14 protein-coding genes are annotated in these 20,107 nt (G+C 52.1%); 4 read left to right on the plus strand and 10 right to left on the minus strand.

Annotated elements, in window-relative coordinates; all coding sequences use genetic code 11:
• Positions 1 to 15: 15 nt before the first annotated feature.
• Complete coding sequence (locus SH302x_RS07690; RefSeq protein WP_479368147.1) at positions 16 to 1,413, plus strand: methyltransferase domain-containing protein; 1,398 nt, start codon at positions 16 to 18, stop codon at positions 1,411 to 1,413.
• Positions 1,414 to 1,422: 9 nt separating this feature from the next.
• Here SH302x_RS07690 and SH302x_RS07695 read toward each other — a convergent pair whose 3' ends face one another.
• From SH302x_RS07695 to SH302x_RS07715, 5 genes are all read right to left on the minus strand, one after another.
• Positions 1,423 to 2,721 carry a 3-dehydroquinate synthase gene (locus SH302x_RS07695; protein WP_479368148.1) on the minus strand — a complete coding sequence of 433 codons (1,299 nt, stop codon included), beginning with the start codon at positions 2,719 to 2,721 and terminating at the stop codon, positions 1,423 to 1,425.
• Between the two features lie 87 nt (positions 2,722 to 2,808).
• Positions 2,809 to 4,155 carry a hypothetical protein gene (locus tag SH302x_RS07700; RefSeq protein WP_479368149.1) on the minus strand — a complete coding sequence of 449 codons (1,347 nt, stop codon included), beginning with the start codon at positions 4,153 to 4,155 and terminating at the stop codon, positions 2,809 to 2,811.
• A 199-nt stretch (positions 4,156 to 4,354) separates the two neighbouring features.
• Positions 4,355 to 7,261, minus strand: coding sequence for a PVC-type heme-binding CxxCH protein (locus tag SH302x_RS07705; protein ID WP_479368150.1), 2,907 nt, complete (start codon positions 7,259 to 7,261; stop codon positions 4,355 to 4,357).
• A 180-nt stretch (positions 7,262 to 7,441) separates the two neighbouring features.
• Complete coding sequence (locus SH302x_RS07710) at positions 7,442 to 7,819, minus strand: rod-binding protein (protein ID WP_479368151.1); 378 nt, start codon at positions 7,817 to 7,819, stop codon at positions 7,442 to 7,444.
• 70 nt (positions 7,820 to 7,889) lie between these two features.
• Positions 7,890 to 9,026, minus strand: a complete 1,137-nt coding sequence (locus SH302x_RS07715) for a flagellar basal body P-ring protein FlgI (RefSeq protein ID WP_479368152.1) — start codon at positions 9,024 to 9,026, stop codon at positions 7,890 to 7,892.
• Between the two features lie 264 nt (positions 9,027 to 9,290).
• On the opposite strand from SH302x_RS07715, the gene SH302x_RS07720 reads away from it, so the two are divergent.
• A complete protein-coding gene (locus SH302x_RS07720) occupies positions 9,291 to 10,568 on the plus strand; it encodes a dienelactone hydrolase family protein (protein ID WP_479368153.1) in 1,278 nt (425 codons plus the stop codon).
• Positions 10,569 to 10,571: 3 nt separating this feature from the next.
• Here SH302x_RS07720 and SH302x_RS07725 read toward each other — a convergent pair whose 3' ends face one another.
• The 4 genes from SH302x_RS07725 to SH302x_RS07740 all read right to left on the minus strand — a co-directional run bounded on the left by SH302x_RS07725 (position 10,572) and on the right by SH302x_RS07740 (position 15,738).
• Positions 10,572 to 11,408, minus strand: a complete 837-nt coding sequence (locus SH302x_RS07725) for a hypothetical protein (RefSeq protein ID WP_479368154.1) — start codon at positions 11,406 to 11,408, stop codon at positions 10,572 to 10,574.
• Between the two features lie 300 nt (positions 11,409 to 11,708).
• Positions 11,709 to 12,431 carry a deoxyribose-phosphate aldolase gene (gene deoC / locus SH302x_RS07730; RefSeq protein WP_479368155.1) on the minus strand — a complete coding sequence of 241 codons (723 nt, stop codon included), beginning with the start codon at positions 12,429 to 12,431 and terminating at the stop codon, positions 11,709 to 11,711.
• Between the two features lie 226 nt (positions 12,432 to 12,657).
• The gene (locus SH302x_RS07735) at positions 12,658 to 13,992 is read right to left on the minus strand and encodes a DUF1501 domain-containing protein (RefSeq protein ID WP_479368156.1); all 1,335 of its coding nucleotides are present in this window, start codon (positions 13,990 to 13,992) and stop codon (positions 12,658 to 12,660) included.
• A 30-nt stretch (positions 13,993 to 14,022) separates the two neighbouring features.
• Positions 14,023 to 15,738 carry a DUF1553 domain-containing protein gene (locus tag SH302x_RS07740; protein ID WP_479368157.1) on the minus strand — a complete coding sequence of 572 codons (1,716 nt, stop codon included), beginning with the start codon at positions 15,736 to 15,738 and terminating at the stop codon, positions 14,023 to 14,025.
• Positions 15,739 to 16,419: 681 nt separating this feature from the next.
• Here SH302x_RS07740 and rny point away from each other — a divergent pair.
• Positions 16,420 to 18,051, plus strand: coding sequence for a ribonuclease Y (rny, locus tag SH302x_RS07745; protein WP_479368158.1), 1,632 nt, complete (start codon positions 16,420 to 16,422; stop codon positions 18,049 to 18,051).
• A 10-nt stretch (positions 18,052 to 18,061) separates the two neighbouring features.
• A complete protein-coding gene (locus SH302x_RS07750; RefSeq protein WP_479368159.1) occupies positions 18,062 to 18,934 on the plus strand; it encodes a TIGR00282 family metallophosphoesterase in 873 nt (290 codons plus the stop codon).
• Between the two features lie 196 nt (positions 18,935 to 19,130).
• Here SH302x_RS07750 and SH302x_RS07755 read toward each other — a convergent pair whose 3' ends face one another.
• Complete coding sequence (locus SH302x_RS07755; RefSeq protein WP_479368160.1) at positions 19,131 to 19,640, minus strand: fasciclin domain-containing protein; 510 nt, start codon at positions 19,638 to 19,640, stop codon at positions 19,131 to 19,133.
• Between the last annotated feature and the right edge of the window lie 467 nt (positions 19,641 to 20,107).

Raw genomic sequence — 20,107 nt, forward strand, 5'->3', positions numbered from 1 at the left:
ACTGGGGGCCAATCAATGAAGTCAAAACGTGATGCGCAGCGCAAGGCGCAATTGAAACGAAAACGCGCGCTTTTGAAGTCTGAATCGAAGGCTAACCTACAAATACTTTTGGATGAAGCACTTGACTTGTTTCAGAGGGACATGCCAAAAGATTGCGTTTTAAAATGCGATCAAATCATCGCCTGCGAACCTCATTGTTACCCAGCTCATATAATCAAAGCCCGCGCATTCTTTGCGATAGGTGATATCGACCAGGCGATTAATACACTGCGAACGGTAGTCGAAGGTAGTAGTTGCGATTCTTCCGTACTGTGGTGTGAGTATGGATCCCTTTTGTCGGAAAAGGGACTAAACGATCAGGCGATCAGCGCTTGGCAAAAAGCGATTGAACTTGACGCCAATCTGCAGCTAGCGAGACGCAATCTCGCATTCCAACTCTATGCGTCTTCCGATCTAACACAAGCACAGTCGCATTTTGAATTATTGATGAAAGCTGATCCAAATGACGTCGAAGTTGTTCGGAGACTAGCAACGATTGCGGCCGATTGCGATGACATGGATAAGGCCGCTGCCTTACTAACGGAAGCGATCAAAAAGTTCCCCAAGGATTCAGAAAACTATCGCGTGCTATGCTCGCTCTACCGCGAAGCAGGAAACATTCCTTTGTATCGAAAATCGCTAGAAGATTGGTTGAAAGCGGATCCCAACAACGCTATCGCCAAACACATGTTGGAGGGGATCGCCTCCAGTGACGGCGTTGCCCCACCCCCACGAGCTAGCGACGAATATATACGCCAACTATTCGATCAATTCGCGCCCAGCTTCGACTCTTCCCTCAATGATCTGAGATACCAAGGCCCTGGACTGCTCGGCCGTGCCATTGAGGAGGTTCTAGGCTGCCATCCTAACGCCCAATGCCAACCGCAGGTCGATATCTTGGACGCTGGATGTGGAACGGGCCAATGCGGCGACATCCTGCGCAAGTACGCGGCCAAGCTGGTTGGCGTGGATCTCTCAACCGAAATGCTTAAAGTTGCAGACACGCGTCAGTTGTATGATCAATTGGTCGCAGACGAGCTTACAAAATACTTGCAACATACAGACCAAACTTATGACTGGATCGTTGCCTGCGATACATTCAATTATTTTGGTGAGCTCAAAGAGCTGATGGCAGCATGCAAACGAACATTGAAACCGAACGGATTACTTCTGTTTACTCTGGAACACAATGTTGAAACGGATTCTGCGGATTATGTGTTGAATCCAACCGGTCGCTACTCGCATAACCGCAAGTATGTTGAGCTATGCCTAGCTGAACTAGAGTTTTCGCTGTGCTCCCTGACGGAGGAGGTCATACGCTTACAAGCAGACCAAGCCGTAGCATGTCTAGTCGTTGTCGCCCGAACCATGTAGCTAAAATGGCTAGTGGCCGCTGGTCGCGAACTGCTCAAGCAGAGTCAAAGCTTTTAACATAAGTGCTCGATCAATGGAATGCACGTCGATGGGCTCGCCAATTTGACGCAGCATCGTCACTGTCAAACGACCACCTAAATGCTGACGGAATTCTTCCAAGCCAGCCAGCAGACTGTCATGGTCGCCCAGCAAATCGTTCCAAAGATTGAGGCCTAGATTTTGAAGCGCAGTACAGACATCATATGCCTCCGCCTCTGAAAGCCCGAACGCTAAGTGCGAGTAGATGCTATCGAGAGCCACTCCGATTCCAACCGCTTCTCCATGTGGCAAGCGATAATCACTCATTGCCTCCAAGCGGTGGGCAGACCAATGCCCGAAGTCTAGCGGCCTGGCCTCCAAGGCTTCAAACGCGTCGCCACCGGCAGTAATGTGCCTTAGATGCATCAAGCAAGAATCCTTAATGGCTTGCACGGCAACTGCCATGTCGCGTTCCGCAATCCGATGCGCATTGGTCAGCAGCCACTGAAATCGAGTTCGATCCTTCAGAGCTGTTACTTTCACCGCCTCGGAAAAACCGCACCGGAACTCCGCGTTTGGCAAAGTGCGCAGCAATCTTGCATCGTTGATAACAGCCCATGGCACTGCAAACGTTCCAATCCAATTCTTCTTGCCAAAGTAGTTGATTGCATTTTTTACTCCGACACCCGAGTCTGCTTGAGCAAGCGTCGTGGTGGGAATGCGAATCAGCCGAATGCCTCGATGGGCAAGGGCCGCCGCATAGCCCACGGCATCAAGAAACGCTCCGCCACCAATCGTGACAATATAGCTGCGTCGATCTAAGTTATGCTCGTTAACCAATCGCAAGACGTATTCGACTGCATGTGAGTCCTGCTTAATTGACTCCCCCCCCGCCAAGCAATGTAAATGGGTGGTCACTTCCACGCTCGCGGATTTTTGCAGGCCCTGCATCAATTCATCAGCAGCCGAAGAAGCATTCTGAATGGCTGATTCGCAGAGGACTAAAGTTCTAGCCGGTCCCGCACTCTCGCCATCCAGCAGGGAAGTCAATACGCTTAAATCCGCACTGCAAACATCCTCGGTAAACCTTAAGCGATGGGTAAAAGGGACTTGGAAAGCAATATCGAATCGATTGCTTTCCGCGCGATCGGACCCTGGGTGATCACTGGCTGGACGATCAACCTCGGAACGGTTCTCGGAAGAATGCGTTGCAGATACGGAGTGGCTAGGCGAAGAACTCTGCAACGGAACGGCTTTCAAATTGGCGGGAGCACGCTGTAAAGAAGACATGGCGACGTGCAGGTAGTGTGGGCGAAAAACGAGGCTAACTTAAACGATTATAACTCAAAACGGCTCGTAACTCCAAATTTCGATGCATCAAGCCGTTGGTTCATCTGGCTTGCCCGCTTGTTGAGCACTCTCTGGTTCAGATATTGGAAGATCTTGAGTTGCGGAAGGCGAATTGTGCGCTGTGTGCGGTTCCGACATGGGGGCCGTCGTCGCTGGCTTGAGTTGGTTTGGCGAGGGGGCGGCAGATGTCGTTACAGGAGTCGTGGGAGCCACAGGGGGGGCGGCTGTCGCTTTTGGTGTTGGTTTCGCGTCCTGCTTGGCCGTGCTAGGAGCACCAGCAGATTTGCCGTGCGGTTTGCCGCTGGGCTGAAAGACCAGCACCATGACCGCTCCAGCAATGGTGGTAGCCAACGCTCCGACAAAAAGCGGGCTAATCTGGCTCAGTGTCCCCGATACGCTCATTGAAACAATGGTATTGATGATCGGCGCAAAGCCAAATACCAGCGGCATTACGAAAATGGGCTTACCACCAAAGTTAAATGCATAGATGATTCCAAGAGCCCCCAATGCGCCCAGGGCTCCGGCACCCGTTGACCACAAAGCTCCCCAGAAATCCCACTGCCCACGATCCAAGCCGGTCTGAATCAAGATGAGGGGAATCGCAACTGCAATGAAGAAATACGCCAGACCAACACAGCAAAATGGACGCAAGCGAGAGCCGCCCATCCGCATCTGGCCAATATGCAAGACTGGGCCGTACGCTCCCCAGCAGAATGCCGCCATGATCATCGAGAATACGATCCCGGTTGTGCTGTTGAGTTCGTCTTTGGATTCGGACGTATTGGCCGACTGAACCGCAGCCGCTTCGACAACGGGCACTTCCGTCGACTGAAACGCAGCGAAATGAAGCACAGGAGCCGTCTGGTCGAGAGAAACGGAAGCAGTCACGGTGGCGGCGGTCTTTGCTTTTTCCGGCGAGCCTTTCGAAATCAAGACACCGATCGCTCCCAAGATCACCAGCCCCAAACCAACCACGAACAAAAACTTAATCTGGTTGAAAGTTCTGTTGATGGTAGCCGTCACCAAGGTATTAACGACTGGTGCTAGGCCAAAGACAAAAGGCATCACGTAGATTGGCTTGCCACCAAAATTCAGTGCCATGATGATCCCAAGGGCACCTAACGCGCCCACCGCACCGGCCACAAATGACATCACGGTGCCAGTAAAGGACCAAAATCCTTTCTCGCCGTTTTTCGTCAACATCGCTCCCGGGAATAAGACTGCGATGAAAAAATAAGCGACTCCTACAAACACAAAGGGCTTCAGCATCGCGTGGTCCATCAGGTCTTGCCCCTTATGCAGCAAGATTCCGTAGGTTCCCCAGGAAAAGAACGTCAAAGCCGTAAAGCCGAGGACTGCTGGAAGTTTGATCATTTCGCGTCGTGTGAAGGCAGGATGGTGCTAATACTGGAGCTTCAACCAATTCAGTTGCCGAGCACACTCAGCGGCCAAAGCTCTCTTTCCATGACGAATTGTACTTGGTTCGGGAAGTTCGCCCACTGCCAACCAGCAGAACTTTACATCTATCGTGCAACGAACTTTCCGAATGAGCCCTAAATTGATCCCTCAACGTTCATGGGGCATAGCGCCAGTTTTTCAAATAGTAGACCAAATCGGACATTTGTTGGGGATCGATCTGCATCTCAAAGCCGCTGGGCATCAGCGAGACACCTGTTGATTTGATCGATTCAATGTCCGATTTAGCGAGTTCACGCACCAGTCCACTGCTGGTTTGAATGTGCACCGTCGCTGCCGATTCTTGCTTGACAATCCCGTCGACGATCTCCCCGTCGTTCAGCAGAACGATAAACCGAAAATAGGCTCCATCAATGGCGCGATTAGGGTCTAAGATCGAAGTCAGCAACTGCTCGGGCGATTGCTGCCGACTGTCGGAGATATCAGGGCCAACGGCTGTGCCATAATTCTCCAGGCGATGGCAAGCGGCACATTGCTTACGAAATACGTCTCGACCGCTAGCGATATTGCCGACGGTGTCGAGATTTGTTTGGTAACTAGCCACCACGCTCGCTCGGTCAACGTCGATAGAGGCGGTCCATAAACGCTCGATACGCGATCTCAATTGCTCGTCGCGAACATTTCGCAACCGATCGGCTTGCAGTGTATCTAGCTGAGTAATCGTTATCTCGCCGGTCTCTAGCGTCGCAAGTAAGCTCTGTCGGCCACTGGGACCAGCCATCAAAGCATTGAACAACTGGTTGCGAAGCTCACCAGTGGCTGTAACGAAACGCTTGAGCAACTGCGCCTGGTCAAAGCTTCCGCCCTCGGCGCTCGTAGCCAACATCGCAGCCGTCGCGTGAGGAAACCGGTTTTGCTGAATCAAGTCCGCTTGCAATCTTTGTAAGTCGGGATGGTTTATAAAGGGTAGCAACCGAGCCAGTAGGAATTGTAATTGCGTATTGATCGAATCTGATTCTGCAAAATAGCGTTGACCGTGCTGCAACACAAAATGCTGCGTTGCAGGCAATTCCGCGAATTCCTTTCCGGCAGGGCTTCGTACCGAACCGTTGAGTAGAGTCGCTAGCCAAGCGACCTGCGAAGTCGATACTTGCGATGAATCCTGATTCACAGCATCGATTGCCCGAAAGATCATTGATTTGGTGGAGTCGACTGAATGAAGATCGCTGAGATTTCGCTTCACCAAATCTTCGTACCACAGGTGGCCATCGATTTCACGGTCAGAATCCATCATCACCTCGTGGACCGCATGCAAGAAAGCCGCCTTGTCCGAGACCGCGGGGTATAATGCAGCTAGTACATATGGATTGTTTGCGTGGCGACGTACCGTTTGGAACAACGCCAATTGCAACCGCGCAGCGTCTGATGCGGGGAGTTGATCCACCAGTGTGGCTGCATACCATGCTGCTTCAAAAGCCACTTTCGCATGGTCGCTTGCAAGCGAACCGATCAAAATTTCGAGGAACTCTACTTTGGCAGGAACTCGCTCTCTAGCCGACTTCCACGTCGCTGCTAGTTGAATGTTAGAGATAGTTTGAAAACGCTGCTGCCACTGCTCGATATCACGCTGCTGCGGTGATTGACTGGTCATGAATTTCTCAAATGCAGTATCCGTTGACAGAAACTGCATTCGCTCATCCCGACTTCCATCGGGCAAGGTAGGGGACACACGGTAAATGCGTCCATGCGCGTTGCCAAATTCCGCATCGGGCCGATCCTTCAGTTCGTCAGGAACCCATTCCGGGTGCTCAATCACTGCTCGATACATATCGATGACGTAGATACATCCATCTGGGCCAATCGTGATGTGGACTGGACGAAACCAAGGATCGCGGCTGGCTAAAAATTCCTGGTTGGATCGAATTGGTTCGGCTTTCGTGACGATGGAAGATTGGTCTAGCACTCCAGCGTGAACCAAATTCCCGGTAGGTTCGCAAACAAATACCCAGTCTTGAAAGGTTGTTGGCTGGGATTGAAATTGGATCTGCAAGTTAGCAATCTCCAGACCGCAGGCTGCCGTGAATTGATTTTGATGCAGATTGGAAGTTGTCCACGTTGGACTGACAGGATAAACCACCGAACGCTCGCCACTGGGGAGTACATCTTGTGTTGCCGCTAATCCCGTAAGTACCGTGCCACTAGCGATCTGATCTTGCTCCAAAATCACCTGCACGCAAGGATTGCGATTGCTGCAGAAATATCGACCGCCGAAACTATCCCAAGCCATGCCGAACTGGGAGGGCCCGGTGATCGCTTGGAATTCGCCGGTCTTTAAGTTCAAGCGAATATCACGACCACCGATATTGAGCTTCGATTTTTGGTCACCCCATTGGAACGTAACTTCTCGTGACCGCAGCCCATTACAAACGTACAACCAACCATCCGCACGAAGAGTCGGATCGTTCGCTCGTAGTTGTGGATTTTCTTCAGCAAGCTCCATCAACACATCGTGCGATTGATCCGCTCTTAGGTCGCCGTCGAGGTCCAGCAGTTCGATTAGCCGTCCTGCCGCAGTCACGTAAGCTCCTCTGGTCGTTGGTTGCACTCCGGTTGGAAACAACAGTTGTTCTGCGAACACCGTCGACGTCTCATAGAAGCCATCTTGGTCATTGTCCTGGAGCACAACTACGCGGCCCTTGGGCCGCTCGTTTGCATGTTGGGGGCCAGTGGGATAATCCCGCATTTCAACAACCCACATGCGACCAAGCTCATCAAATCGCATCGCAACAGGATCAACCACTTGTGGTTCTGATGCAGCGAGTTGAACCGAGTAACCAGCAACAATTTCCAGCGTTTGCAGTGCCTGAGAAGGGCTCAGTGCATCGGACGCTTTAGCGAAGATTGAATTGGCCGAAGGGGACTTTCCCTCTGCTGAACTCTTCGACTGTTGAGCTAGGCAACAACTGGTCCAAGCTATCGCGGCGAGAGTCGTCAAGTGAACTAGTCCAGCCGAGCGGCCAGCAATGCGGGGCGTATCAAACGCGTTCTTCTTAAGAAACTTCATGTTCGTTCCCAGTTCATGTCTTGCAAAGACAGCGGTCTTCACGCTTTGGCTATGTACAAATACAGACAGTGTACAAGTATAGACAGTGGACTTTATTCTAACACAGCAAGACGCGATCAGCTTGGGTATGCTACGCATGGCACCTACTGCCGTCTTCAAGAAGCTATCGAGCTAGGGTGGCTATCTGCGATTTAACTGGAAGAGCTCAAACATGGGGTCAGCATAGGACGCTGCCGTGGATTCCGTGAGTTCCTCGGTCATTACCGCGTCCAGTTGTGATTGGAAGATCTCCTCCGTTCGTCCGCCGTGAAAATACGCAGGCTTGCCGACCGTAGAACGCATTGACTTCATCAACTGGCCAAACAACGTTTGCCCAACAAAGTCTTTGAAAGCCTCACGCAGTTTTGTATCGCCTTCCGACGGTTGACTGCGATCATTGGCGAGTAGTCGCGAGGCGTTGCTCAATCCTACCTCGGACTCATTGAGCGTATTGGCAGATTGGTTCGCGGAGGAAAGTGGAAGCTCTGGTAGCGAGTAAGAACCTGATATTTGCATCATTCACCTAAGCATTTTACTACGAGGACTCGCACTCAGGGGCTCTGTGCCACCCAGCGAAACTTCCACTGATTCATTCAATAACTAATTCGCCGTACAGGTTGCCCTGTCGTTTGATCGCCTTGATGATCGCGATAACATCATCCGTGGGGACAGCTAACTTGTTCAACGCATTGACCAGGCTTTGCAGAGTTGGCTGTTCTTCGGGCACGCCAATCGTTGTCGTGCCAACAAAGGAGCCACCGGGTGCGCCTTTCGCATTGGCGCTGATCGAGATGTTTTTATGCGAGATCGCGATAGGCGAAATGGTCACATCTTCGCCGATGATCACAATGCCTTCTCGTTCGCGAATAACAACACGCTTGTTGCCGCGCAGGTTAATGACGGGAACGTCCAGCATCAGTGAGATAAACTGAATGGGGCGGTCTGCGTAGGTGGGTGGTACGGCGACTTCGATATGGATCTGATCGATTGCTCTTGCGGGAGCATCGAACTGAGAAGTACTGCCGTTAGAAACGCCCAGCCCAATTCGATATTCTTCGTTGATGCGATCTTCAATGTACTGGGCAGTTCCAAATGAGCTGTGCTCTTGGCTGAGAATCAGAGTGAACTTATTGTTACTGATAAAAGTGGTTTGAATGGCCGCTTCCATTTTGCATCCATTGGCGATCTTTCCATTGGTTGCAATCTCTTTCGTTTCGATCGTGATGGGACCACTGGCCAAGCCGTACACCGTTGGTTGATCGACACGTGGACCGAGTAAAGGCGTCAACAAAAGTTGGCCACCCTCTAAACTTTTTGCTTTGACGGCGCTGATGGTACAGTCCAGCAGATCGCCTGGTTGCGAACCAGTTCCAGGTACGGTTGCGGTCACGACTACCAAAGCCACATTCTTTGCATCGGAGATTTCGGCTGTCTGCAGTTGCCCTTGCACGTCTGCTGCGATCGGCGCTCCCATTAACGACAGCATACGAGCCAGCGCCCGGGCCATCGGTTTGGAATCGCCATCCCCGGTGCCTTTCAAGCCAACGACTAAGCCGACTCCTTGCAAAGTGTTTGTCTCTTGGCCTTTCACTCGGCATAGGTCGCGAATTCTTAGTTCATTTTGAGCGAACGCTGACTGTACATCGAGGACGGCCAAAATGATGACGGTGGCGCAGATTCCTCGCCATGAGGCTGCTCGAAGTATCGATCTTGCCGTACCGCTCATTTTCGTGGAATCCAAGTGATCATTTCGTGGCGTGAATGCAGGAGTATGGGGGGGTAACGAACCAGAACACGGCAAAACCCGTTAACAACATGCCCGCTGGTGACCGGAAACCCAACTAGTACAGGGCACAATTAGATGAATTGCCCCTCGGCGCAAAGACCACTTCGCCGACGGGCTGAAATTGATGGTGACTTAGGTTATCTTGGAAGATTGGGCAATCGACTTGATGCTTGCCGCTTGCATATGTGAATTATCGGAGATGTCATGATGGAACCAGAATCTATGCTCGATCGACGACAAGTCTTGCAGGCTGGCGGGGCCGCAGCAGGCCTACTGCTCAGTGGTCAAACGGTCGCTCGGTCAGCCGTTGCGCAAGAATCGTCGGCCATGAGCACCGGCAACATCCAGCCCAATATGATCGGAGTCTATGGTGAGTGGGCTGCTAAAATCGTTGGCGATCAACCAGCGAGTTTTTCATTTCGTTTGGACCAGTTTACCGATTTAGATGCTTGGCGTTCAGAAGCGCGGCAACGCGTGGAAAACTATTTACTCCAACCGCCTGTCGAGCCGATGACGGACGTCCAAACGCATGGTACCGAACTGTTTGAAGGGCTGCACATTGAGCAATTGAGTTGGCAGCTTCCGTATGGTCCGAGAACGAAAGCTGTCTTGCTCAAGCCAGCCAACTCTAGCGGCCGCCTGCCCGCGATCCTAGGCTTGCACGATCACGGTGGGATGAAATTCTTTGGCCACGAGAAGATAACCAAGACGAACGCGGCGCAGCATCCGATAATCTCAGAACATCAAACTAGCGATTACGGTGGCTTGGCTTGGGCGAACGAAATTGCCAAACGGGGATACGTCGTTTTGGTCCATGATACATACACGTTCGGGTCGCGGCGCGTTCTGCCGTCGGATCTGCCCTCCGTGCTTACGCGTCGATTGCCTCCGATGGAAGGCGATAGCGTGGAGGCCGTGCAAGCCTACAATAGCTTTGCGGGTGAGCATGAGCATCTTATGGCCAAGAGCTTGTTTTGCGCTGGGCTCACGTGGCCCGGCGTATTTCTTTCGGAAGATCAACGAGCGCTGGACTATCTCAGCTCACGTGAAGATGTCGATGCAAACCGAATTGGCTGTGCTGGGCTTTCGGGCGGCGGGCTCCGCACCACTTACTTGGCTGGCATAGACCCTAGAATCAAGTGCGCCTGCTGTGCAGGCATGATGTCAACTTGGCGTGACTACTTACTGCACAAAGCTTACACGCACACTTGGATGATCTATATACCGGGCTTGCCTCGCGAACTGGATTATCCAGAGATTTTGGCGATGCGAGCGCCGCTTCCCACGTTGGTCCTCAACAATAATGAAGATCCATTGTTCACATTGCCTGAAATGAAACGCGCCGATGCAATGATGCAAGCGATCTTTGCGAAGGCTGGTGCCAGCGATGCTTACCGCGCATCGTTCTATCCTGGCCCGCACAAGTTTGACCGAGAAATGCAGGCGGAAGCGTGGGAGTGGTTCGACCGTTGGCTGGCTTAAAGACTAATTATTGATGGGTGCCACCGTCGGCTCGATGGTCTCGGGAGTCTGTCCAGTAAAGCGAACTTCATTAATGCCAGGTTCCAAAAGCAATAGTCGCTCCAACTTGTTCTGATCTGTCGAAGCGAGGGTTGAGCTGGCGATAATCGCCGTGTTACCTTGGATTGCGACGTTGATACCTTGATACTTCGCGGCTTCGGGAATACGAGCTAGCCTGGCCATGAGCTGAGTTGCAGGAATCACTGGAATCGTGTCAAGCTCTTGACGCATATTCGATGCCGACAGCCGTGTGCGGATTTGCGATTGGTTGTTGGTCTGGTTCAAATTTGTATTTCGATTGTTTCGCCCCATGCCGCCGATGCCACCAATTCCGCCGATGCCGCCAATACCGCCGACGCCGCCAAGTCCGGTCGCTCCTGTCGTGCGACGCGCCGCTCCGGCGGCTCCGGTCGCTGACGCGGGCCCTCGCAGATTGCTTTCTGCTCCGAAGGGAGTTCGGCCGCCAAGACTCTGATTTCCAAAAGCGGACGTTGTCGGTTGAAACATAGAATTGCCTTGAGCGCCGCCACCGCCACCGCCACCCGAGCCACCTCCAAATCCGGAACCGAAGCTGTTCGCACCGCCTCCACCAGTTCCACCGCCACCGCCGGTTCCAAAACCGCCGGTTCCAAAACCGCCGGTTCCGCCCGTTCCAAAGCCTCCGGTTCCACCCGTTCCTCCGGTGCCAAAGCCTCCCGTGCCACCGCCTCCGCCGCCACCAAATTGAGCGAAACTTGAACTAGCCAGCGGCACGCACAGGATCACGGCCGAGCACAAAATGTTGCGAATTGAGCGTTTCATAATTGAGTGTCGTTTGGAAGTAGGCGACTGCAGTAAAACTTTGCGACTGACCGGCCGCGGATCTCAGACCGAGCCGTGGACCCTAAACCTTATTCTACAGCATACAAGCAACTAAACGCAAAAGTCGCTTCTACCAACAATTTGGTAGGGGATCTTGTTTAGGCTAATCCTGCCGCAGGACGTGGATAAGGCGAATGATCGTACGGTAAGGTGAAACCATAAAAAAAGCGGGTCCCATAGCATGAGAACCGCAAGAAATCACTAAAGTTTCGGTCGCTTCGGTTTACTGACGACAGATCATTAGTACGAGGAAGCGCCCGTTGCACCCACCACAATCGGATCAAGGCCGGCCGCAGCGCGTGCCGGGTTCAACATTTCCGCAGTACGCGATGCTCCCACACGAGTGACACCCATCTCCATGACTTGGATCAGTGTCTCATAATCACGTACCCCACCGGCCGCTTTTACTTGAACCGGGCTCGTGACGTTGTCGAGCATCAGTTGCAGGTCGGGCAGTGTTGCTCCTGTTGTACCATAGCCTGTGCTGGTCTTTACCCAATCGGCGTTCGCTGCGCAGCAAATTTTGCACAGTTGTATCTTTTGTTGATCGTTGAGGTAGCAGTTTTCAAAAATCACTTTCACCTTTCGGTCAGCTTGGTGGGCAAGCTTGACGATCTGTTGGATTTCCTGCTCGACCAGCCCGTAATCGCCACTTAGTACGGCCGAAATATTGACTACCATATCCAGTTCGATGCAGCCTTCTTCGATCAGTCGTTCAGCTTCATAAAGCTTGGTTTTCGTCAGGTTGGCACCGTGAGGAAACCCTACCGTGCTGCTTGGAAAGACGGTCGACCCCTTTACTCGTTCCACACAGTGTTTGTGATAAGCTGGCATAATGCAAATACTGGCGACGTCGTAGGCAAGTGCCAAATCGATTCCGGCATCAATTTGCGACAAAGTCAAAGTTGGGTTGAGTAAAGAATGGTCGATAAGCTTAGATATGCGGACGTACTCGTAGGCCATCAGGGGACTCCACTGGGATATATTAGGCGTATTAATAGTGCTCAAACTGACAAAGCTAGCGTGCTTGATGGGCGAACATAACAAAGAATACTCAGCTTGCAATCCTTTTGGATTACAAATCGGTATAGACGTCCCATTTTTGGTATCGCGGTGGTTTGGCCTGTGGCCTGTGGCCTTGGCAACCTGTGTCCCGTCCACCGACTCCTGGTCAAGTTTCCCAGCAACCTCAGATCGACAATAATTCCCTGCGAACCGTGCCTTCGCTCCAGGCGATCGGTCGCCCAATCGGCGTGATCATTTCTGCCGCCGGGTCTATGCCGCAAGCATACAAAATGGTCGCATGCAGTTCAGGGATTGTCACCGGGTCGGTTACTTGCTGAGCGACTTCGCTTGCGTATTGGGTTGATCTAGGATTTGTGCTTCCATGGACGTGCCCTCGGCGAAAGGGACCGCCGGCCACTAACGTGCTGAAGCCCGTGGGCCAATGATCTCGGCCACCGGCAACATTGATCTGAGGCGTACGTCCAAACTCGCCCGAACAAAGGACAATCGTTCTGCCCAGCAAGCCACGCTCATGCAACAGCTTGAGCATGGAGGACAAAGCCGCATCTAGTTCCTTCGCGCGTCGATATTGCAAGTTGTGATTGTCGACATGGGAATCCCAACCATTCAGTTCAATCTCCACGCATCGAACACCTTGCTGGACTAAGCGAATCGCTGCCAGACATCCTCTACCAAACGGCGTATTTCCGAAACTGGCGCGAAGCGTCTCGCTTTCTTTGTTCACCTCAAAAGCCTCCAACTGTTGCGTGTCCATCAAGTTGGTCGCGCTTTGAGCAGTCGAATTTTGCTGTAATCGGTTTTGTTCCAAATCACGCAATCGGCCTCGCAGGAATTCTCGATCGGCTATCTCCGCCATCATCCGCAAGCGTTTGCTCCTGCGATCTTCATCCACGCGAGCAACCAAGTTCGGCAGTGGCTCGTTCGGATCGCCCATCGTAAATGCGTCCAATTGCGGCCCCAAGAATCCTGCGCGAGCTGGTAACTGAGTCGGCAGAATGGAAATATGCTGAGGCAGATCCAATGCTTGATTACTCTTGTGAGCGAGAATCGCTCCGATCGCGGGATGTTCTAAGGTTGGGTCAGGCCGCCAACCGGTCTTGAAGTTGACGGTCGCTCGCTCATGATCCCCTTCCTTGCTTACCATCGATCGAATCAAGGTAGCGAAATGCATCTGCTCGGCAGTGCCCGGCATCGAATCCGCCAATTGAACGCCTTTGAGTGATGTCGCAATCGGCTTCACTTCACCTCCGATCAGTGTTCCCGGATGCGGGTCAAAGGTCTCCAATTGGCTCGGGCCACCTTGTAACCAGACAATAATCAACGAAGTTGCATTGGCCGAGCGTTTCTCGGCAGGCTGTACCGCAATGGTTTCAGCAAGCGCTGTCCAAGGGTTAAATAGCATCGATCCGGTCGAAGCAATCGATGCGGTACCTATAATCTGTCGCCGTGAAAATCGACGATAGGATTCGCACGCAGCAGTTTCTATTTTACTAATCATCTCTAACTCGCCGTCACTTTCCGTTGAATGTCAATGATTCCACTGCATCTCAGCACTGTTGAGCAGGGCGTAACCGAGGTCACAAGCGGCTGCCACTTTATCGCGGCGACTGGTCTGGCGATCTTTAGCAACCTCATTATCCTGCGGTAGATACTCGCTCTTCAACTGTTCATACTCTTGCGTTGTCGGATACCGATTCAGAAAGACCAGATAAACATGCTCGATTAAAGCATCATCGTTTAATGCGAATGCTCCAATCCTCGATACGGCGTTGGCTACCAAGTCGGATTTAGTCGAATCGCCACTAGCCTTGCCGTTGAGTAACAGCAAACGTTGGGTGATCGTCGGCGGAATGCCATTGAGTTCCATATCGCCAAGGTCTCCAAAGTCCTTTGTGAACTTATTCAGTTCATCGCTACGCCCAAGTTGTTGCAAGATGTTCGAATCATCGCTCAGCCTAGTTAGATTGGCAGATTGAAAAACCGAAAGCGCGATCTGCTCAGGTCGCAAACGCGAAATTGGGAATGCAGCCCAGCATAGCTCATGGGCCTCGGTAATCTCAAAGTCTTCGGCCCGCGAATCGCGACGAAACGTCTCGCTGCTCGCGATCAATCGAATCAAACTTTTGATACTGTAGTCGCTAGCAACCAACGCTTTGGCCAGCGTTTGCAAGGGTTCTAGCATTTCGGCATCGTCCGTAATATTATCGACCGGGGCAACCATCGGATGGCCGGTCATTAGCCCCCAAACTCGATTCGCTGTTGCTCGTGCAAAGTAATCGTTCTGCTGGTGCGTCAACCAACTAGCGAGCGCCTCTCGTCGCGGCAATTGCTCATCAAACAAGTCCTGAACGAAGGGGATCTGCGCATCGATTTCCGTCGGCTCTTCATCACCCAACAAGGTCGCTTTGTAAGTGCGGGCATCATCCGATACGCCAGTCAACGGATTCTTGACATTCACGCCGTCAAAGAAGGCCGCCAACCGATGGAAATCCTCTTGCGTACCTGGCTTGAAGCCCTCCTGCGTCGCTAAAGAAACATTACCGAGGAAATCATCATGGCATTGCAAACAATCGATTCGTTTGGCCAGGAAGACTCGCGAAACGCGACCTGCCATCCGGACGGGGTCCGCTCGACCATCCTCATCACCATCCGCAGTGGCGGTGTAGAAATTGACTTCGGGACGATCTGTCCAGAGTCCTTTGGCCGTGATCAATCTGTGGACCAACTGGTCGTAACGAAGATCATTGGCAAACTGTTCCGCCAACCACAATCGAAATCGACGCCGTCGATACACGAGAAAAGGCCCGTTGTTGTCCCCCACGTAGGCTCGAGTAAAACGCTCGCTCCAATAGTTCGACCACCGATTGTCGGCCAAGGCGGAATTGACAAAAGCGTCGATCCGTTGTTCTTCCGGCAGCTTTTCCAACGAGCGAATGTCGCTGAGCGACAGACCCGAGCCGAGCAGCGCCAGCGAGAGTCGTCGGCAGACGGTCAGCCAATCTGCTGGAAGGGTTAGGGCCAAATGGCGTGCTTCCGCATGGGCAGCAATCTGCGAGTCAAACTGCTGCAAAAAGCTTGCTTGTGCTTCGCTCCATTTTGCACGAGGAGCTTTCAAGCTCACCGACGCGGCGGTACTTGCAAGCTGGAGCGGCGGATCGTACTTGGAGGGAACCATTCCCAAGCCTAGGGTCAGCACAAAGCCCATCACAAGCAGTGCTCCTGCAACTAGCCGAGCCCATTTCATTTTGGGTTGTCCTGTAGGGGGCGTTGTAAAAACTTAAAAAGAGTTCTGCGGAGTATTCGCATGGACGATCGCGTTATTGGGAGAAACTCAATCGGTTTCCCTGCTATTGTGACAATTTGACCGGCATTTTGTGCAACGGTAAGTGCCGGTACGGAAAATTCCCCCGGCTGCCCCCGATTGCAAAATGCTCCTCATACCTGCTAGTATATTGCAGACGGCGGCAAGGCGTGTGGCGATCGAAGTAACCTTCGGCGGCCCATAATGTTAAGTTATCGCCTTCTGCCCGTAAATTTTGTTCAAAAACTCGATTTTCAGAGACTGCTAGGCACGAATTTCATTTGTTCGGCCAGCAGTCTCCGGGACTCGATCGGTCTGAACGCGAAAGCAGTGATATGCCTCCTATCTTAGTTTTCTTACTCTGGCTGCGGTTAGCGACTGAAGATCTATTCAGTCTGCCCCGAAATTGCTTGAGATTCGAATACGTGCCAACAGACGACCATCGGTTGGCTGCGGATGTGTGCCCGTCAACTGCGGAAACCAGCTCCGCGTTCTCATCGAAAGTCCACTCGAGACTAAAGCTAAAGCCAACTTTCGCAGCCTTGGTTTGTTTAGATTCTTCGTCAAATCTGATGCTAGAAAACAACCTGACAGGGCTGCCACGCAGATCAAGGAACGTAGAACGTGGTAGATTTTCATTTTTCAAATTCGATTTCAACATGCTTTCTGCATGGGAATCTCAACTTACTCGCTGCCGATTCCAGCGGCAGCGGTGTCTTGCTGTTGATCGTTGCGGCAATCTCAATTCTTGTCGGAGCTGGGCTCTATCACGCACTCAGCGTACTGCGAGCGCGTGATGCAAAGGCCCAAGCGGCCAAAATTATCGAACAAGCCAAAACCGATTCGGCGAACTTAGTCAAACAAGCGGAACTCGAAAAGAAAGAAAAACTGCTCGCCCTGCAAAGCAAGTTCGATTCCGATTTAAACAGCCAACGTCACGAGTTGCAGAAACGCGAAAAGCAGCTTGAAACCAAAGACTTGCAACTAAAACAGGCCAGCGACGAATTTCGAAAGCAAGAGAAGTTCGTTGAACAGACCCAGCGCAGGCTCTCCGAACGTTTGGAAGAAGCCACGAAACGGAGCAAGCTTTATGGTTCACTGATCGAAAAGCAAAATGAAGAGCTGCAGAAGCTGACCGGCCTTTCCAAAGAAAAAGCAACCGAGATGTTGATGGAGAACTTGCGAAAGGAACTCAGCAGTGAAGTCGGCGGTGTTCTGCTGAAACATGAACGCCGTATCGCCGAACAAGCTGAAGAAAAGGCCCGCGATATCTTGTTAACCACCATGCAGCGGTTCGCTTCGATGTACACGGTCGAAAACACCACGAGCACCGTTGATATCCCTAACGATGATATGAAAGGGCGAATCATCGGCCGCGAAGGCCGCAATATCCGCGCTTTCGAAAAAATCACCGGTTGCGATGTGATTATCGATGATACGCCAGGCGTGGTTATCGTCAGTGGTTTTGATCCTGTTCGCCGCGAGGTCGCACGGCAGTCGCTGATCAAGCTCATCGCTGATGGAAGGATTCATCCCGCTCGGATCGAAGAACTATTCGCTTCGACTCAAAAAGAGATCGAGAAATTTATTATGCGCAAGGGAGAAGAAGCCGCTGAAGAAGTTGGCGTTAATAATCTTGCTCCAGGCGTTCTAGAACACTTAGGCCGACTGCACTTCCGTACCAGCTATTCTCAAAACGTACTACGGCATAGCGTCGAAGTTGCTTTCTTGTCAGCCATGATTGCTGAAATGATAGGCCTTGATCCACAACTGGCTAAACGCTGCGGTCTGCTGCACGACATCGGCAAGGCATCGGATCACGAAACCGAAGGTGGCCACCCCAAGATCGGCGCTGACCTGCTAAAACGCTTTGGCGAGAACGAGCATGTTGTCCATGCTGCATTAGGGCATCATGACCTGCTGACAACCGAATATCCATACACATTGTTGGTGGCCACCGCCGATGCATGCAGTGCATCTCGGCCAGGGGCTCGACGCGAATCGTTGGAACGCTATGTCAAACGGATGGAAGAACTCGAAACGATCGCTCGCAGCTTCAATGGTGTCGAGCAAGCGTTTGCTATTCAAGCCGGACGGGAATTGCGAGTGATCGCCAATAGTACAACGACCGATGACGCTGCTGCAGCCAAGATCTGCCGCGATATTGCTCGCGCCTTCGAACAACAACTGCAGTATCCGGGGGAAATCAAAGTTACCGTCGTGCGAGAATCACGATTCATTGAACTGGCTCGCTAATGAAATGAACATGCAATCTGATCGCTTTCCTGAACTTGTCGAAAACTGCATCCGATGCGTTATGATCGGAGATGTTGTCGGCAAGCCTGGAATGCGAGTCGCATGCGCCGCAGCTCCTTGGTTGCGGCAACGACTGCATGCCGAATTCTTGGTCGTCAATGCGGAGAATGCTGCCGACGGAACAGGGTTGCGCAACTCCGAATTCGATCGACTTATCCAAGCTGGCTATGATGTTGTCACTTTGGGCGATCATGTTTATCGAAAAAAAGAGATCATCGACCGCTTGCATCACAGTGATCGACTGGTGCGGCCTATGAATTTCCCACAAGGTTCGGCTGGTAAAGGCGCTACGGTCGTGAACTCGCGTTATTCCAACACACCCATATGTGTAATCTCACTGATGGGGCGGGTTTTCATGCGGCCTGTCGATTGCCCGTTTGCAGCCTTCAGCAAATATCTCGCTGAGTCTGCCGAGCTGCCGGTCGTTCGTTTGGTCGAATTGCATGCAGAAGCCACCAGTGACAAACAAACGTTTGGCTGGTTCGCCGACGGCAAAGTCAGCGTGGTCTGCGGGACTCACACCCATGTTACTACGGCAGATGAACAAGTTTTACCGCTTGGTACCGGTTACCACACAGACATCGGCATGACTGGGCCGTTTCGCAGTGTGCTGGGCAGAGACATTGAAGCGGTGATTCAAGCGACCGTAAACTTTGAACCGGTTGCATTTCACGTAGCCACTGAAGATGTGCGCATCTGCGGAACCTATTTTGACATCAACCGCAGCTCCGGCAAATGCGAACAAATTCATCGGCTGCAGTGGTCAGAGTCCTTGTTGCAATCGTGGGATGCCGAGCAGCGGAAGCTTGCAAGTCGCTTGTAGTCCCGCCTGCCGAACGTCACCGTGGTTCGTAGTCCCGCATTCAGGCGGGATCAGTCGTTCGTAGTTCCGACCGACTGCAAACGGAAATTGGACTGAGCAGCGTAAGAACGAAAAAAGGTCGCTCAGCGAAAAGCCGCGCGACCTCATGAAAGTTGTTCGTCAAATTCGCCGGAGCGAACTCGCTTATCATCCAACATTACTTAGCTGGTGGCATGATCACAGTGTCGATCACATGGATCACACCGTTGGTGCCTACGATGTCGGTCTTCACGACCTTCGCTTTGCCGTTGAGCATTACGCTGCCGTCCTTCACTTCGATGGTGATTTTGTCGCCGCTCACTGCCTTGGCTTCATCCAACTTAACAACGTCTGCAGCCATGACTTTTCCGGCTACTACGTGGTAAGTCAAGATCTTTTGAAGCTTCTCTTTGTTCTCTGGCTTCAGTAGGTCCGCTAGAGCGTCCTTGTCGACCTTTGCAAACGCTGCGTTGGTCGGAGCGAAAACGGTGAATGGACCTTTGCCGGACAATGTTTCAACGAGATCTGCGGCCTTAACGGCGGCGACCAAGGTCGAGAAATCTTCGTTGCCGACAGCGATTTCAACAACGCTTTGTGTTGCAGCGGGCTTATCTTCCGCATAGGAAAGCAATGCAGGTGCGGAGCATAGAGCCACGGCAGCGACGCATGAGAGTAGGAACTTCTTCATCTTAATCAAATCCTGGTTGGGTATGTGTGGTGTAAGACAGTGCAGATCCTTGGTAGGCTGGCAAACTGTAGGCCTCCAGTTGCCGAAAAACCAAGGAAAAAATTGCCAGCGAATCGAATTGGGCGGGCCAGACAACTGAGCTGCCCGCGTCTTTCGTTCGCTGCTGCATCATAGGACCGCGTCAAGGGCGAATTAAAGATTTTTGCCTTAAAAATAAGCGGCAATTGGTCCCGCTGCTGTCGACAAGCTTTCCACATTCGACGGCTTGGAGTTTGTGAACAGTCGATGAAATTTTCCTACTTCACCCGCAGGAGCAAATGTAGCGGTTAAAGCACGCTCCGAAACAAGTTTTGCACAACCAAGCTCGAATTTTCTAAAGTCCAAAATTGACGTTTTAGCTAGCACACTTACAATCCAGCCCAAGTCGCTTACGAATGCATCGCGAGTTATCGCAGCAGTCGCAACGG

The organism is Njordella calcicola, assembly GCF_056494125.1.

Bases quoted from the DNA above. Each gene is read 5' to 3' on its own strand.
- SH302x_RS07705 (WP_479368150.1), bottom strand. From the start codon at position 7,261: ATGAAGTTTCTTAAGAAGAACGCGTTTGATACGCCCCGCATTGCTGGC.
- SH302x_RS07755 (WP_479368160.1), bottom strand. From the start codon at position 19,640: ATGAAGAAGTTCCTACTCTCATGCGTCGCTGCCGTGGCTCTATGCTCC.
- SH302x_RS07720 (WP_479368153.1), top strand. From the start codon at position 9,291: ATGATGGAACCAGAATCTATGCTCGATCGACGACAAGTCTTGCAGGCT.
- SH302x_RS07725 (WP_479368154.1), bottom strand. From the start codon at position 11,408: ATGAAACGCTCAATTCGCAACATTTTGTGCTCGGCCGTGATCCTGTGC.
- SH302x_RS07695 (WP_479368148.1), bottom strand. From the start codon at position 2,721: ATGTCTTCTTTACAGCGTGCTCCCGCCAATTTGAAAGCCGTTCCGTTG.
- SH302x_RS07740 (WP_479368157.1), bottom strand. From the start codon at position 15,738: ATGAAATGGGCTCGGCTAGTTGCAGGAGCACTGCTTGTGATGGGCTTT.
- SH302x_RS07735 (WP_479368156.1), bottom strand. From the start codon at position 13,992: ATGATTAGTAAAATAGAAACTGCTGCGTGCGAATCCTATCGTCGATTT.
- SH302x_RS07715 (WP_479368152.1), bottom strand. From the start codon at position 9,026: ATGAGCGGTACGGCAAGATCGATACTTCGAGCAGCCTCATGGCGAGGA.
- SH302x_RS07700 (WP_479368149.1), bottom strand. From the start codon at position 4,155: ATGATCAAACTTCCAGCAGTCCTCGGCTTTACGGCTTTGACGTTCTTT.
- SH302x_RS07710 (WP_479368151.1), bottom strand. From the start codon at position 7,819: ATGATGCAAATATCAGGTTCTTACTCGCTACCAGAGCTTCCACTTTCC.
- SH302x_RS07750 (WP_479368159.1), top strand. From the start codon at position 18,062: ATGCAATCTGATCGCTTTCCTGAACTTGTCGAAAACTGCATCCGATGC.
- SH302x_RS07690 (WP_479368147.1), top strand. From the start codon at position 16: ATGAAGTCAAAACGTGATGCGCAGCGCAAGGCGCAATTGAAACGAAAA.
- deoC (WP_479368155.1), bottom strand. From the start codon at position 12,431: ATGGCCTACGAGTACGTCCGCATATCTAAGCTTATCGACCATTCTTTA.